Here is a 13679-nt window from a genome sequence, read left to right on the forward strand (position 1 = left end):
GGCTGCCCCCAGCTTCACCGGGCTGCTGCGACAGCCCAGCGGCGAAGGTCTCTCACCCCCACACAATCCACATGCGCTTTCCACGGCGCACTGTCGCGCCTCCCCAGGGCGATCAGTCCTTCAACGGTATCCGCAGCCGTCGGGTGTGACCGCTGGGGACAGGTAGGCCGGTATCGGCGTGGGTGACAGGGCGGCCAAGGCGGCGGGAGAGGGCTTCGAGAATGCACACCCGCACGGCGCTGCGGGGGACTGTGCCGCTGAGCCAGTGGCTCACCGCCGACTCGTCGTTGCGCAACGGTGTGCCGGTCTCAGCATCCAGGTCCCGCGCCTGTGGCGAGGGAGGGCCCGCCAGCCGCAAGCGGTGGGCACCCCGTCCGGCCGCCTTCTTCGCAAGGTCCGGCAGCCTAACGGGTCCAACTGCACAGCATCAGCCGTGGAGTCCACAGCGACCGTAAGGGAGAAAGCGATGAACGTGGACGAGCTGTTCACCGGCGACCTGATCAACGGAGTTCCGGCCGTCGAGGCCGCGCTGCTCGACAAGATGCCGGGCGGTGGCGACGACAACGGCGACCACTGCAAGTGATCCAGGGCTGACGCCAGGCGGCCTCGGGCGTCAGCCGCCGTCGCCGTCGCCGTCGCCGTCGCCGTCGAGCAGTCGGTCCACGGGCAGGTCGAGAGACACGCCGATCGACGCGGGGAAGGCCATGGACATTCCGCGCTTGTACGTGGAGCAGGTGCGGTAGTCGTCGCCGTCGGGATCGGCGTACACCAGGACCCGGTCGTGCTTGCGGTCGACGACGGTGTACACGGGGATCCCGGCTCGGGCGTAGGTCTCCACCTTGATCACCATGTCGTTGGACCAGTTCGTCGACGTGACCTCCAGGACCATGCGGAAGACATCGGGCGGCCGTGTCCACGCCACGCACCGACGAGCCGTCCGGTCCGAGCCCGCCAACCACTTCGCCCCGCGCGTCACGCGCTGCTGAGCGACAGCTTCACCGCGAAGCCGAGGAACAGCGCGCCCGCCGCCGACGTCGCACCGGCCGAGAGCCGCCTGCGGCGACGGAAGGCCGCGGCGAGCCGCGAGCCGCCGAATATCAGGGTCGTCAGGTACAGGAAGCTGCTGAGCTGGAGCAGGGCGCCGAGGACCAGGAAGGAAACGGCCGGGTACGCGTACGACGGGTCCACGAACTGCACGAAGAAGGAGATCAGGAACAGGATCGCCTTCGGGTTGACCAGGCTGATGATCAGGGCGCGGCGGTACGGGTTCTCCGGCGGTCCCGTCGTGGGCGCCGGCTCCGTGCCGTGGGCCGGTGTCCGGCCGCGGGCGTGCCACATCGCCCAGGCCGCGCGGAGCATGCCGATGGCCATCCAGGTCAGATAGCCCGCGCCCGCGTACTTGACGATGGTGAACAGCAGCGGGGTGGTCTGGAGCAGCGAGGCCGCGCCCAGCGCGGCCAACGTCATCAGGACGGCGTCCCCCGTGAAGACACCGGCGGCCGCCTTGTAGCCGGTGCGGGTGCCCTTGCGGGCGGCGACGGACAGCACGTACAGCGAGTTCGGTCCCGGCAGCAGAATGATCAGGACGAGGCCCGCGAGATAGGTCGGAATATCGGTCACACCCAGCATGAAGCGGAGTGTCGCACGGGGGTGCGACACTCCGCCTCGGTGTTTCGCATGCCGGAAGATCAGAAGGCGTCCGTGGGCACGTACGTGCCCCACACCTCCCGCAGCGCGTTGCACACCTCGCCGACCGTGGCGCGCGCCCTGAGCGCGTCCTTCATCGGGTAGAGCACGTTTGCCGTGCCCTCGGCGGCCTTCTTCAGCGCGGCGAGCGCCTCGTCCACGGCGCCCTGGTCGCGTTCGGCGCGCAGCCTGGCGAGCCGTTCCGCCTGCTGGGCCTCGATCGCCGGGTCGACGCGCAGCGGCTCGTAGGGCTCCTCGGCGTCGAGGGTGAAGCGGTTGACGCCGACGACGACGCGCTCGCCCGAGTCGGTCTCCTGCGCGATGCGGTAGGCGCTGCGCTCGATCTCGTTCTTCTGGAAGCCGCGCTCGATGGCGTTGACCGCGCCGCCCAGGTCCTCGACGCGCCGCATGAGGGCCACCGCCGCCGCTTCGACGTCGTCCGTCATCTTCTCGACCACGTACGAGCCGGCGAACGGGTCGACGGTGGCGGTCACGTCCGTCTCGTACGCGAGGACCTGCTGGGTGCGCAGCGCGAGGCGGGCGCTCTTGTCCGTCGGCAGGGCGATGGCCTCGTCGAAGGAGTTGGTGTGCAGCGACTGCGTGCCGCCGAGTACCGCCGCGAGGCCCTGCACCGCGACGCGGACCAGGTTCACCTCCGGCTGCTGGGCGGTGAGCTGCACCCCGGCCGTCTGCGTGTGGAAGCGCAGCATCAGCGATTTGGGGTTCTTCGCGCCGAACTCCTCCTTCATCACCCGCGCCCAGATGCGGCGGGCGGCCCGGAACTTGGCGACCTCTTCGAGGATCGTCGTCCGCGCGACGAAGAAGAACGACAGGCGGGGCGCGAAGTCGTCCACGTCCATGCCGGCGGCGACGGCGGTACGGACGTACTCGATGCCGTCGGCGAGGGTGAACGCGATCTCCTGCGCGGGCGAGGCACCGGCTTCCGCCATGTGGTAGCCGGAGATCGAGATGGTGTTCCACTTCGGGATCTCGGCCTTGCAGTACTTGAAGATGTCCGCGATCAGCCGCAGGGACGGCTTGGGCGGGAAGATGTACGTGCCCCGGGCGATGTACTCCTTCAGCACGTCGTTCTGGATCGTGCCGGTCAGTTTGTCGGCAGGGACGCCCTGCTCCTCGCCGACCAGTTGGTAGAGGAGGAGCAGCAGGGCGGCGGGGGCGTTGATGGTCATCGACGTGGAGACCTTGTCCAGCGGGATCCCGCCGAACAGCACGCGCATGTCGTCGATCGAGTCGATGGCGACGCCGACCTTGCCGACCTCGCCGTGCGCGATGGGCGCGTCGGAGTCGTGGCCCATCTGGGTCGGCAGGTCGAAGGCGACGGACAGACCCATCGTGCCGTGGGCGATGAGCTCCTTGTAGCGGGCGTTGGACTCGACCGCCGTGCCGAAGCCCGCGTACTGGCGCATGGTCCAGGGCCGGCCGGTGTACATCGTCGGGTACACGCCGCGCGTGAAGGGGTAGGCCCCAGGCTCGCCCAGCTTCTCGGCCGGATCCCAGCCCGCCAGGTCCGCCGGTCCGTACACCGGCTCGATGGGCAGTCCCGACTCGGACTCGCGCGCCATATCTCTGTGCCTCCCGCTGAAGCTACTGACTGGTAACGACCCTTGCGACGGACTGTAGCGGCGAGCGTGCGAGGGGTGGAGGGCCACACCCTGGGACCTTGCTCACAGGTCCTCGTATCGTCGCCGTCCCCCAACTGTTACCCCCATGATGCGCGGGATCGTGCAACCGGGCGGCAGAGGTAGCTGTCTCACCAGGCACAAGGACAAAGAGGGCGATCATGCTCAGGGGGGCGATCATGCTCAGGAAAGACGTTGGGGTCAGAAGAGGTGTTGCGGTCAGAACGCTGGCAGCGGCGGCCGCGATGGCCGTAGCCGTGGTGACGGCGGGCTGCACGGCACAGGCCGCCGTCACGGCGCCGAAGGACGACGCCAAGCCGAGTGCGGCACCCACCACGGCCACGCCGTCGGCCTCGGAGCCGGCCGAGCCGTCCGAGAAGCCGTCGCCGTCGCCCAGCGCTTCCGCGCCCGCGCCCGCGCCGAAGATCCTCATGGCGCCGGGCGCCAAGGGAGAGCAGGTGCGCGAACTCCAGGCCAGGCTGGCGCAGATCGGCTGGTTCGACGACAAGCCCACCGGGACGTACGGCCCGGTCACCACCACGGCGGTCAAGGGCTTCCAGGGCAAGCGCGGTCTGTCCGCCACCGGCAGCACCGACGAGGTGACCTGGCAGAAGCTGCTCGGCATGACGACGAAGCCGACCCGCGCCGAGCTGGACGGCAAGGAGGTCGAGAAGCCGAAGGCGAAGCTGGACCCGCGCTGCATGACGGGCCGGGTGATGTGCATCAGCAAGACCACCCGGACGCTGTCCTGGGTGATCGACGGCAAGGTCCTCTCCACGATGGACGTCCGCTTCGGCTCGCAGTACACGCCGACCCGCGAGGGCTCGTTCGGCGTGGGCTGGAAGTCCCGGCACCACGTGTCGACGATCTACCACACGCCCATGCCGTACGCGATGTTCTTCAGCGGCGGCCAGGCGGTCCACTACTCGTCCGACTTCGCGGCCCGCGGCTACAACGGCGCCTCGCACGGCTGCGTCAACGTCCGGGACAAGGGAAAGATCGCGGCGCTCTTCGACCAGGTGCGCACGGGCGACAAGGTCGTCATCTACTGGTGAGCGGCGGCCGGCGGTGAGCACCGGGCCGGCGGTGAGCGGGCCCGCGGGCTCCGAGGAAGCCTGAAAGACGGGGGCTCTGCGGAAGCCTGGAAGAGAAAGAGAGGGCGCGGGCGGGACCGGGGGAACGTGTCCCGCCCGCGCCATGTGCGCTGAGCCGTAGGTACGGGGGGAACCCCGGCTCTTCGCGCGGCCGATGACCAGTCGGCTCACTTCTTACTGCGCCACGCGGCGAAAAAACGTCACACCGCGCGCGCCAGGAAGAAAACCAGCAGTTCAGAAGGGGTAAATGGCCGGGCTCGCGGAGGCCGTGCCGGATGCCGTCGGCGCCGGGTCCTCGGGGACGAGCGTGAAGGAGACGGGCGGGACGGGGGCCAGGTCGCCGGAGTCGGCGCCGCCGGACCTGCCGACGTCGGTGTCAGGGTCGGCGTCGCCCTTGCCGTCTCCGTCCCCGGAGCCGTCGTCCTTCTTGTCGCCGTCGCCGCCGCCCTCGTCCTTGCCGCCGGCGTCCTCGCCGCCGAGCAGCTGGTCGCAGAACCGCTGCACGCGCTCGGCACCGTTCGCCTGCTCCTCAAGGCTCTTCTTGCGCTCCGGGGCGATCGTCCCGTTGCGGTAGTCCCGGCACGACTCGACGGCCTTGCGGCGCAGCTCGGCGTTCCGCTCCAATTCGCCCGCGCCGGGCGTCGCCAGTCCGCCGTCGCCCGCTCCCGAACCGCCGGGGATCGCCGTGCCGTCCTGACCGGAATCCGAGGGGCCGCCGCCGGCCGGAGGCGGGACCGCGGGCGTAGCGGCACCCGGGGGCGTGGAGGTGCCCTCCGCCCCCGGACTGCTCGACGTCAGCGGGCCGGGTGGCTCGGCCGCCGACACGGAGGACGCGGGCAGCGGGCGCTTCTCGCCGCTGAAAGGGGTGGGCAGGACGCCGGTGCCGGCCGCGACCGCCACCCCGCCGAGCGCACAGGCGGCCACCGCGGCGGCGATCCCGAAGCGCATGGGGCGGCCGAAGCGCAGCCCGCGGACCGGCACGGCGGGGCGGGTCGCCCCTACCGTGCCGAGCACGCCGCCCGCGGGCGCCGCCGCATCGGCCCTGGCCTTGCGGAACGCGGCCATGGCGGCCGCCTCACCGGGCAGCTCGCCGTCGTCGTAGCGGTATCCGGGATCGGCGGCGACGCCGTCCAGGACCTCGAAGAGCCGTGCGGCCTGCGTACGGGCGTGTTCGTCGGCGGCCTCGACAGGCTCTCCGCGCAGCAGCTTCTCCGCCGCGTCCCTGTCAAGCCACTCGTACCGCTCGTCGGCCATCACATGTCCTTCTGCGTCCGCGAGCGTGAATGCGTCACACCGGCGGGCGCGGTGGCGCCGGGCCGGCGGGCACGCTGCGGGGGGACACCGTCGAGATCCGGAGCGGGTCCTTCCTCCGTGGTACCGGCCAGGTGCCCATCGCTCACCTGCGACTTCGACCCGGCTTCGAGGGTGTGGCCGCCCTCGTGCAGCAGTTCGGCGAGCCGCTTCAGCCCGCGGTGCGCCGCGGTGCGTACGGCACCGGGGCGCTTGCCGAGCGTCTGCGCGGCGCTCTTCGCGTCGAGCCCGACGACGACCCTGAGGACGACGGCCTCGGCCTGGTCCTGCGGCAGCTGCGCGATCAGCGCCATGGTGCTGTCGGTGGTGATGGACTCCATGGCCTCGTCCGCGGTGTCGGACTCGGCGGGCTTGCCCGTCAGCTCGGTCTCGTCCCCGCCGACGGCGGGCCGGCGGCCGCGCATCCGGATGTGGTCCAGCGCGCGGTTGCGGGCGATACGGGCGGCCCAGCCCCGGAACCGGTCGGCGTCACCGCTGAAGCGGTCGAGATCGCGCGCGATCTGCAGCCACGCCTCGGACGCGACGTCCTCGGCGTCGCTCTCACCGATGAGCGTGCGTACATAGCCGATCAACCGCGGATGCACAGCGCGGTACACAGTCCGGAAGGCGCCTTCGTCCCCGTCCTGAGCCGCGAGCACTGCGGCGGTCAACTCCGCGTCGTCCCCCAGCACTACCTCAACCTGTCTGAATCACAGCTGGTCACCACTGCCGCGCCACCCTGCGCGAACCAGCACGCTACGTCGTCGTCCGGGTGCACGTCCATGCCTAGTACAGGCGGCAACAACCTAACAATGCAGCGCGGTGTGACAGAAACCGCACGCACGGCGCTGAGAGAAGTACGGGGTACCACTGCGACCCCGTCCGAAGCGACGATCGGGGCCTCTCCTGTGGGGGGTGGCGGCCCCGGTCGTCCTTCTTTCTGCCTGCCCGGGCCCCGCGACGGGATGAACGGCGCTCTCGATCCGTAATGGATTCGATACGCGAGACGGGGCCCCGCGCCCGCCCACCACGGCTCCGCCCCGCAATTACGGATGCTCGCAGCGGTCCTGCCCGACCCGGCAGCAGGGTCGCCGCATGACACACGAGTTCGACCGGGTCATGAGTTCGACCCGGGCCCGGTCGCCGGCGGCGGCCGCGGAGCCGAGCGCGTGTCCGGGAGTTCATCCGCGGGCTTTGCGATCCCACTGGGCGGGCGCGCAACTCGGCGACGCCGGGGCGTGCCTGATGGCCCGGGGCCGTACAGAGGAGGAAGCGCTCGACGCCGTCCGCGCGGCGATACCCGGCGACCGGCCCGACGGCTGACCGCGCTCGCCGGGGCCGCCGACGTCCCTCACTCCTCCTGCGTCTCCACGGAGTCGGGCCGTACGGATCGAATCCGATGAAGCCCAGCGGATCGGCGTGCGCGTCGTACCCCAGGACCCCCTCCACCGGAACCGTCCTCGCAGCCACTCCAGCAGCGTGCCGGCCGGCCCCATGGGCAGTGGACCGCCCTGGTCCCGTGCCGGGGAATCACCATCAGCGGCCAGGCGTCCGGGGCCTGACCGGAACGGACCACGCGGTCGGCAGCAGCACCTGGAGCGAAGAGAGGTCCGACGCGCGTCAGCCGATCGCGATGCGCGGGTTGGCCGACGGCTTGACCCAGCCCATGAACTGGTCCATCGTCGCGCGCGGCACGGACACACAGCCCGCCGTCGCGCCCTTGCCGTTGACGTGGAGGAAGATGCCGGCTCCGCGGCCCGGCACGGCCGGCCAGCGGTTGAAGTTGATGACCAGCGCCTTCGCGTACTGCGTGGGGTAGTTGACCAGGTGTTCGCTGCCGCGCTCGCCGGTCTCGGTGAGCGGGAAGTCCGCGCCCTCCGCCGTGTGCATCTGGTTGTAGAACTTCGACTCCGGGTCCTGGACCCACCAGTGGCTGTCGTTCACCTTGGTGTACGGCATGGCGGTGCCACTGGACTCCACCCCGAAGCCCTCGGTGATCGTGTACGTGCCTGTGGGGGTGGTGTACGTGTTCTGCTTGCGGGTGGCACCGTCGGTCACGCCGTTCGAGCCGACGCGCCCGGCGTTCGTGGAGAACTGCGCCTTCCAGCCGGAGGAGCCCTTCTGCCAGGCGGTGACCGTGGCGTACGAGCCGCTTGCCTTGACGGTGATGACCTGGGTGGCGTTGCCGACGTTCACGGGCACGGGGAAGTCCGGCGCCGAAGGGGCGGTGGACCGATCGCTCGTGGACCCGCTGCCCGAACCGGTCCCCGTGGCCGTCGCCTTGGGGGTCGCGCTGCCCGACGCCTTGGCCGAAGCGGACGCGGACGCCGAAGGTGAGGGCGAGGGGGACGCGGAGGCGGAGGCCGAGACGGACGGACTCGGCGACGCGGACGCGTCCCCCGCCTCGTGGTCGCTGTCGGTGGCACCGGGCGCGACGGAGGCTGCGGAGCCGGCCGGCTCCTGACCTCCGCACGCGGACACCAGGGTCATGGCACCGACCGCGGCCAGCACGGACGCATACCTACGGGAAGAGCGCAGCACGAGGAAATCCTTGGCTCGTCGGGAACAGCGCGCCGGAGCAGGGCCGCGCGCACGTCAAGGCGGCCGGTTATACAGGGACCTCGGCCCGATTTCCAGGCACCGGACATAGCGGACACGGCGGCGACGGCCAATGTCAGTGGCCCGGCGTACGGTCCCGGACCATGAGCTTCCACATGCATCTGCGTGCCGTAGCGGAATCCGAAGCACAGGGGCGGGGCTTCGCCTGGCTGCTGGACTTCATGGGCGCGGCCTGGGACCGGGACGTGCGCCGGGCCGAGCACGCGGCGGGCATCGCGGAGTCCATCGAGAAGGACTTCCACACGGTCAACGAGCTGTGCGAGGCGGGCGCGGAGCACCCCGAGGGGCGCGACGGCGCATGGGAACTGCCCGTGTTCGGCGGCCGCGTCGTCCACGACCCGACGAGCCCGGAGGCCCCGTTCGCCGTCCTGGACCCGGCCGGAACGGCGCGTGCGGCCGCCTTCCTCACGGCCGTGCCGTTCGACACGCTCTGGGACGTGGCCGGCGCGAAGATCCACGCGTGGTTCGGCCCCGGCTGGGACGCCGGCGAGATCAGAGGCATCTACCTCAGGCACCACACCGGCCTGCGCATCTTCTACGAACGCGCCGCCGCGTCCGGCCAGGCGGTGGTGAAGGCGTTCTGGTACTGAGGCACCGAGGCGCCGACGATGGCTGCCGGCGCCGCACGAGCGCCGCGTGGGATGTGGCGGGCCCGGGGGAATCCGTCCCCGCCCGCGCTGTCGGAGACCGCCGGTACGGTTCACCGCATGACTCACGAGTTCGATCTGGGCCGGTCGTTGGCGGCCGGCGTCGAGGACCGGCAGGCGGTATGGGATTTCGTCCGGGGCTTCGCGGAGCACTGGTCGGACACCGCGCTCGGCGACGACGACGGCCTGCCGGAGGCCGAGCTCGTCGCGGCCGAGCAACGGCTCGGGCTGCGGCTGCCGGCCGCGCTGCGCGAGGCGTACGCGCTGCTCGGCAGGCGTGATGACCTGACGTCGAACCACGACACGCTGCGCGAGCCGGCCGAGCTGTGCGTGGACGAGACGGGCGAGGCCCTCGTCTTCCGCGACGAGAACCAGGGCGCGGCCCGCTGGGGCATCCTGCTCGCGGACCTGTCGCTCGACGACCCGCCGGTGCGGATCCGTCCCGATCTCGCCGACAAGAGCAGGGAGAAGTGGGAGCCCTGGCTGGAGCGGACGTCGCTCGCCTTCCTGGAGATCGTCCTGTCCGAGGCCACCCAGGCACCCGACGAACTCGTCGACTTCCTGGACGCGCCGGACGAGGGGATCGTCGCGGCACTGGAGAAGGACGGTGTCAGGCTTGCGTTCTCGGCGTGCCCGCCCGGCGAGCCCAGCCTGCGCTGGTTCCTCTACCACGGCGTGCTCGTCCGCGACACGGGCGGTGAGTGGCTCCACATACGCGGCCGCACGGAGGAGGCCGTCGAGAGCGTACGGAACTCACTCGACGGCGACTGGCTCAACGGCTGAACCGGAGCGGCGCGTATGGACGGATCGTTCGTCCTCACCGCCGACCAGGAGCAGCCGGACCCGGGGGCGGGGCGGGCGCCGGCAGTACGACGGCCGTCGTGGGCAGGCCATCCCCGTCACGGGCGGTCAGCACGCTGAAGCCCGCGTCCGGGAAGACCAGTTCCGCTTCCCGGTCCAGCACCCGCAGCCCCACTTCCGTGGCCCGCGCCCTCACGTCCCGCCGTGGGCGCCCCAGGAGCGGCACGCCGTCGTGGTCGACGGACGTACGCCCCGTGAAGGCGATCCGTACGACGGTCTCGTCCGCGTCGTACGAGAGCACCACGCCGGAGAAGAACGTGTCCTGCGAGGCAGCGCCGAACTCCGGGACGGAGCCGATGCCGCCGCCGAGCAGTCGCCGCATGTCGCCACGGCCCGCGCCGAGCCGCACCGGGCCGATGCCCCGGTGCGGAAGCACCGCCACTTCTCCCGGGCCCGACGGCCCGTCATGTCCTTCGAAGAACTCGAAGGCGTCGAGCGTCGTGGGCACGCCACGCAGCCGGACGCTCTCGAACCCGTCCTTGTCCTGGGCCGTCCCGCCCAGCGTGATGCCCAGGGCGGGCAGCGACCACCCGATGCTGCCTGCTTCCTCCTCGGCCACCACCTCGTGCCCGGCGTCGCGGAGTTCGCCGACGACATCGTCCTCGGGCCGCCCGAGCAGCCGTACCCCGTGCAGGATGACGGGGCCGGGCGAGGCGATCTCGATGGCGTGCAGCAGGTCGGCGTAGTCGTACTCGAAGAAGACGTAGGACTCCTCTGCGTACATGTCCGTCAGAGGCGCGTCGGCGCCCCGCCGGAACGCGGAGTCGGGCTCTCCCCGCACGGCCCGCACCGAGGCGCGTGACTGCCCGAAGGCCGCACCGGCCACGCCGGCCACGCCGGTGAGGGGAACGATCTCCATGTCAGCGCACGCCCGCCGGGAGCTCGATCTTCCCGTCGTACGGGCCCTGGTTCTCCTCGCCGACCTGCTGCTCGAAGGTGATGTCCTGCCCGTTGTACGGAATCAGGAAGCCGAAGTCGAGGCGGTGACTCTTGATCCGGTACGTCGTCGCGTCCAGGACCAGCACCTCCTCCAGCCCGGCGAGGGTCAACCGCGATTCCTGCACCGGGATGCCGGCCTCGCGGAGCTGCTCGGCCGTGGGGTCGAACTCGCGCTTCGCCTTCTTCGCCCACGCCCTGCCCTGGACGGCACTCAGCTTCTGCCTGCCGCTCACGACGCGGAGTTCGACCGTGCCGTCTCCCGCCTCGGTCACCTTCACGTCGCCGCCGGGGGCCTGCGCGTAGAGCCGGAACTCGTCGACGACCGAGACCGGGTCCTCGGCCTTGTTCCGCATCTCGGGGTCGGCGGGGGACACGGCCTTCCAGGCGGCCCCGCCCTCTTTCAGGTACCCCGCGTCGCCGATGACGTAGAGCTCCTCGGACTTCTTCTTCCCCTTGCTGCTGGTGCTGACGCCCTGCGAGTGCAGCGTCGCCGTCCCCATGCCGCGCCGGACGGTGCCCCGGTAGGTCGCGGCGCTCTTCTGCCCCTGGAGCGTCAGCCCCTCCTCCCCCGTCACGGAGAAGGTCCAGGCAGGCTGTGCCGCCATCGCCTTCTCGGCGAGGTCGAGGAAGTCCTCCGCGGACTCGGGCGCCGCGGACGGCTCAGGCGCCGGGGACAACGGCGCCGCCGCCTCCGGGCCCCCTCCCCCGGCCGGCTCCTCCGCCTCCGCGCCGCAGGCGGCCAGCGAGAGCGCGAGCGGGAGGACGAGCAGGACGGTGCGTCCGGGGCGAGTTCGCATGGGCCTTTTCCTTATGTCACGACGGGGCGGCGGGGACTGTACAGCAGCGCCCGGTCCTGATCACCCCGGCGGATATTCCTCGCACATCGACGCAAACCGCCCTGCTTCCCACGCCGACGGACCAGGGCCTAGTCTGCCGTGGTGCCCCAGTAACCGATCTGCGCCGGCTGCCCATCGCGGTAGAGCACGGTGCAATTCCCACAGGCGCGACCGGGGAACGGCAGCCGATCGAACGTCAGGGCATCGTGCCACTCGGCATAGGTGGGTTGGCCACTGGAGCACCACGCCCGAATCTCCTCCTCGGTCAACGGCCGCATGAAGGGACCCCAATCGCTATGTGTGGGGTCTTCGGTATGCGTCGCGGCGACCATGTGGACCTGGTCCAGCACGGTGCCGGTGCCACCGGTGAGGATGTACTCGATCCAGCCCTCGTCTTCCCAGAGCTCCTCTATGGTCCGGCCCTCGAAACCGTGGCTGTCCTTGGCCAACTCCTCCGCCTGGGCCTGCCGGAACGCCGCCGCCGGATCGCGCTGGTACGGGCCCGTCTGCCACCACTCGTCGCCGCCCACCCCGGTACCTCCTCGTCTTGATCGACGGCACAGCTTAAGAGGTCGTCGGTGCCGTTCCGCGGGAGGTGGCGCCTCGGCGCGGTTCCGTTCCAGCGCCTCGGACGCATTCGGCCTGCTAGCCGGCCGCACAGGAAGGTGTTCGACTGCGGAGCCGATTGCTTGGTTACCAGTGGTCACAACCCCACGCTGGAACAGTAACTGACAGTACAGGCGGAGCCGTTGACTTCGCTTAGCTGGAGCGACAAGATCACCCAGCCATATTCGATCTTGTTCGACTGGAGACATCACCTTGCTCACCAAGAGACTGTCCGTCGGTGCCGCGCTGGTCACCGGCATCGTCATGCTGGGCGTCGCTCCTGCTGCCGCATACGAGTACATAGCGCTGTCCGGAACGGGCGAAGCGCGGGCGTACAACAACACCAGCAGCAGCTCCGCCTACGCCGGAGCATGGGACAGCAGCCTGGACGGGGACGCCTACAACCCCGTCTACAACACGTACTACCGCACGGCCAGCCCGGACACCGAGCGCAACCTGTGGAACAAGACGGGTGCCGGCACGCTGACCACCTCCGGGACCGGAAGCAGCCTGTACAAGATGCGCATCTGCGAGTCCATCCCGCTTCAGTTCGACCCCTGCTCCGGCTGGAAGTACATGTAACACCCACCACGGTGGCGGCCCATGGCCGCCACCGTTCGGTGATCTGCCCACCCACCCGCAGAAGGCCACTCGGTGATCAACACCCCACCCCCCGCCCTCGAGGTGCACGCCCTCCGCTATGGCGCCGGCAGCCGCACCCTGCTCGACGATGTCGAACTACGCGTCAACCCGGGCGAAGCCGCCGCGGTGACAGGCCCGAGCGGTAGCGGCAAAAGCACGCTGCTCAACTGTGTCCTCGGGCTCATCCGCCCGGACACCGGGCGGATCTCCGTCGCCGGAACCGACCTCGGCGGCCTGAGCTCACGGGCGCTCGCCCGACACCGTCGCGACTCCATGGGGATGGTCTTCCAGTTCGGTGAGCTGCTTCCCGAACTCACCCCCCTGGAGAACGTGGCGCTCGCCGCCCTCCTCGCCGGAGCCAAACGGTCCTCCGCGTTCGACCGGGCCAGGGAACTTCTGGAACAGCTGGGCGTACCTGTGGAAGGTACGCCGACCGCCGAGCTGTCCGGAGGCGAACGGCAACGAGCGGCGGTGGCCCGGGCCTTGGTCAACCAGCCGGCGCTTCTTCTGGCCGACGAACCCACCGGCTCCCTCGACGCGCGCAACCGTGAGAACGTAGCCGAGCTGCTCTTCTCGCTGCCCTCACGATGGGGCTGCGGTGTCCTCGTCGTGACTCATGACGAGACCGTGGCTGCTCGGGCGGACCGCCGGTACGCCCTCACCGAGGGGCGGCTGGTCGAGAACACCTCCCTGACCGGGGTCGGCGGCGCCCGGTGACACACGAGACATCACTGGCTCGGCAGCTGCTGAGGACGGGGCGCGCTGCGGGGCGGGGTTCACTGGACGGCCGTATCCGCTTCATCGCGCTTGTCTGCGCCA

The 13679-nt window shown here is 70.6% G+C and carries 16 protein-coding genes; 7 read left to right on the top strand and 9 right to left on the bottom strand.

Going from position 1 to position 13679, the window contains the following annotated elements:
• Positions 1-613 precede the first annotated feature (613 nt).
• The 3 genes from ACH5AF_RS33230 to ACH5AF_RS33240 are packed head-to-tail and all read right to left on the bottom strand — an operon-like array spanning position 614 to position 3269.
• On the bottom strand, positions 614-976 hold the full coding sequence (locus ACH5AF_RS33230; protein WP_398906986.1) for a Uma2 family endonuclease: 363 nt from the start codon (positions 974-976) through the stop codon (positions 614-616).
• Complete coding sequence (gene leuE / locus ACH5AF_RS33235) at positions 973-1629, bottom strand: leucine efflux protein LeuE (RefSeq protein ID WP_398906988.1); 657 nt, start codon at positions 1627-1629, stop codon at positions 973-975. The genes ACH5AF_RS33230 and leuE overlap by 4 nt, the downstream gene beginning before the upstream one ends.
• Before the next feature lie 59 nt (positions 1630-1688).
• Entirely contained in the window at positions 1689-3269 is a 1581-nt protein-coding gene (locus ACH5AF_RS33240; protein WP_398906989.1) for a methylmalonyl-CoA mutase, read from the bottom strand.
• 302 nt (positions 3270-3571) lie between these two features.
• On the opposite strand from ACH5AF_RS33240, the gene ACH5AF_RS33245 reads away from it, so the two are divergent.
• Positions 3572-4381: a L,D-transpeptidase family protein gene (locus ACH5AF_RS33245; protein ID WP_398906991.1), complete on the top strand. Its 810-nt coding sequence runs from the start codon at positions 3572-3574 to the stop codon at positions 4379-4381.
• A 273-nt stretch (positions 4382-4654) separates the two neighbouring features.
• On the opposite strand, the gene ACH5AF_RS33250 is transcribed toward ACH5AF_RS33245, so the two are convergent.
• Together ACH5AF_RS33250 and ACH5AF_RS33255 are read right to left on the bottom strand one after the other, a co-directional pair.
• Positions 4655-5674 (bottom strand): hypothetical protein, encoded by a 1020-nt coding sequence (locus tag ACH5AF_RS33250; RefSeq protein WP_398906993.1) that lies wholly within the window; start codon positions 5672-5674, stop codon positions 4655-4657.
• On the bottom strand, positions 5674-6402 hold the full coding sequence (locus ACH5AF_RS33255) for an RNA polymerase sigma factor (protein ID WP_398906995.1): 729 nt from the start codon (positions 6400-6402) through the stop codon (positions 5674-5676). The genes ACH5AF_RS33250 and ACH5AF_RS33255 overlap by 1 nt, the downstream gene beginning before the upstream one ends.
• Positions 6403-6805: 403 nt before the next feature.
• Here ACH5AF_RS33255 and ACH5AF_RS33260 point away from each other — a divergent pair, with 403 nt between their 5' ends.
• A complete protein-coding gene (locus tag ACH5AF_RS33260) occupies positions 6806-7033 on the top strand; it encodes a hypothetical protein (protein WP_398906997.1) in 228 nt (75 codons plus the stop codon).
• Positions 7034-7330: 297 nt separating this feature from the next.
• Here the strand turns inward: ACH5AF_RS33260 and ACH5AF_RS33265 are convergent, their stop codons facing one another.
• Positions 7331-7912: a L,D-transpeptidase family protein gene (locus ACH5AF_RS33265; protein WP_398906998.1), complete on the bottom strand. Its 582-nt coding sequence runs from the start codon at positions 7910-7912 to the stop codon at positions 7331-7333.
• A gap of 25 nt (positions 7913-7937) precedes the next feature.
• Here ACH5AF_RS33265 and ACH5AF_RS33270 point away from each other — a divergent pair, with 25 nt between their 5' ends.
• The 3 genes from ACH5AF_RS33270 (at position 7938) to ACH5AF_RS33280 (ending at position 9759) form a co-directional block, all read left to right on the top strand.
• On the top strand, positions 7938-8174 hold the full coding sequence (locus tag ACH5AF_RS33270; protein ID WP_398906999.1) for a hypothetical protein: 237 nt from the start codon (positions 7938-7940) through the stop codon (positions 8172-8174).
• A 238-nt stretch (positions 8175-8412) separates the two neighbouring features.
• Positions 8413-8919 (top strand): DUF1877 family protein, encoded by a 507-nt coding sequence (locus ACH5AF_RS33275; protein ID WP_398907001.1) that lies wholly within the window; start codon positions 8413-8415, stop codon positions 8917-8919.
• Positions 8920-9036: 117 nt separating this feature from the next.
• Entirely contained in the window at positions 9037-9759 is a 723-nt protein-coding gene (locus tag ACH5AF_RS33280; RefSeq protein WP_398907003.1) for an SMI1/KNR4 family protein, read from the top strand.
• A gap of 34 nt (positions 9760-9793) precedes the next feature.
• Here the strand turns inward: ACH5AF_RS33280 and ACH5AF_RS33285 are convergent, their stop codons facing one another.
• The 3 genes from ACH5AF_RS33285 to ACH5AF_RS33295 all read right to left on the bottom strand — a co-directional run bounded on the left by ACH5AF_RS33285 (position 9794) and on the right by ACH5AF_RS33295 (position 12142).
• On the bottom strand, positions 9794-10696 hold the full coding sequence (locus ACH5AF_RS33285) for a hypothetical protein (RefSeq protein ID WP_398907005.1): 903 nt from the start codon (positions 10694-10696) through the stop codon (positions 9794-9796).
• A 1-nt stretch (position 10697) separates the two neighbouring features.
• On the bottom strand, positions 10698-11573 hold the full coding sequence (locus ACH5AF_RS33290; RefSeq protein ID WP_398907007.1) for a hypothetical protein: 876 nt from the start codon (positions 11571-11573) through the stop codon (positions 10698-10700).
• 128 nt (positions 11574-11701) lie between these two features.
• A complete protein-coding gene (locus tag ACH5AF_RS33295) occupies positions 11702-12142 on the bottom strand; it encodes a hypothetical protein (protein WP_398907009.1) in 441 nt (146 codons plus the stop codon).
• 289 nt (positions 12143-12431) lie between these two features.
• Between ACH5AF_RS33295 and ACH5AF_RS33300 the strand changes: the two genes are divergently transcribed.
• Both ACH5AF_RS33300 and ACH5AF_RS33305 read left to right on the top strand, forming a co-directional pair.
• Positions 12432-12800: a hypothetical protein gene (locus tag ACH5AF_RS33300; RefSeq protein WP_398907010.1), complete on the top strand. Its 369-nt coding sequence runs from the start codon at positions 12432-12434 to the stop codon at positions 12798-12800.
• A gap of 72 nt (positions 12801-12872) precedes the next feature.
• A complete protein-coding gene (locus ACH5AF_RS33305) occupies positions 12873-13577 on the top strand; it encodes an ABC transporter ATP-binding protein (protein ID WP_398907012.1) in 705 nt (234 codons plus the stop codon).
• The last annotated feature ends 102 nt before the right edge of the window (positions 13578-13679 follow it).

Source organism: Streptomyces sp. NPDC018833, from assembly GCF_044390825.1.
In the GTDB taxonomy this organism is placed as follows: domain Bacteria; phylum Actinomycetota; class Actinomycetes; order Streptomycetales; family Streptomycetaceae; genus Streptomyces.